The sequence below is a fragment of the Peribacillus sp. SIMBA_075 genome, assembly GCF_046534585.1.
On record NZ_JAWRYN010000947.1, the window covers coordinates 1 to 259 of the forward strand.

Below are 259 nucleotides of genomic sequence, written 5' to 3' on the forward strand. Positions count from 1 at the left end.
GGGAAGAACTTTTTCGCATACCGGACAGACTCGACAGCAATGTCGACGACCTGTTCCGGTGTTTTCATCAATTTATGTTCCATATGGATAGGAGAGGTCGCCAAGAAAATGTGGATATGCGGTTGTTCCGCACCCTTCAAGGCATCCCATGTCCGGTCGATATCCGCTTTCATGGAGCGGGACAGTCCCGTTACGATGGAGTTCTTCACCGTACCGGCTATCCGCTGCACTGCGTCGAAGTCTCCTGGCGATGAAGCCG

Annotated in this window: 1 pseudogene; it reads right to left on the reverse strand. The window is 52.9% G+C overall.

Annotated features, from left to right (window positions below):
* Window positions 1–259 (reverse strand): annotated as a pseudogene (locus SB775_RS31055) (2-isopropylmalate synthase); the annotation flags it as partial.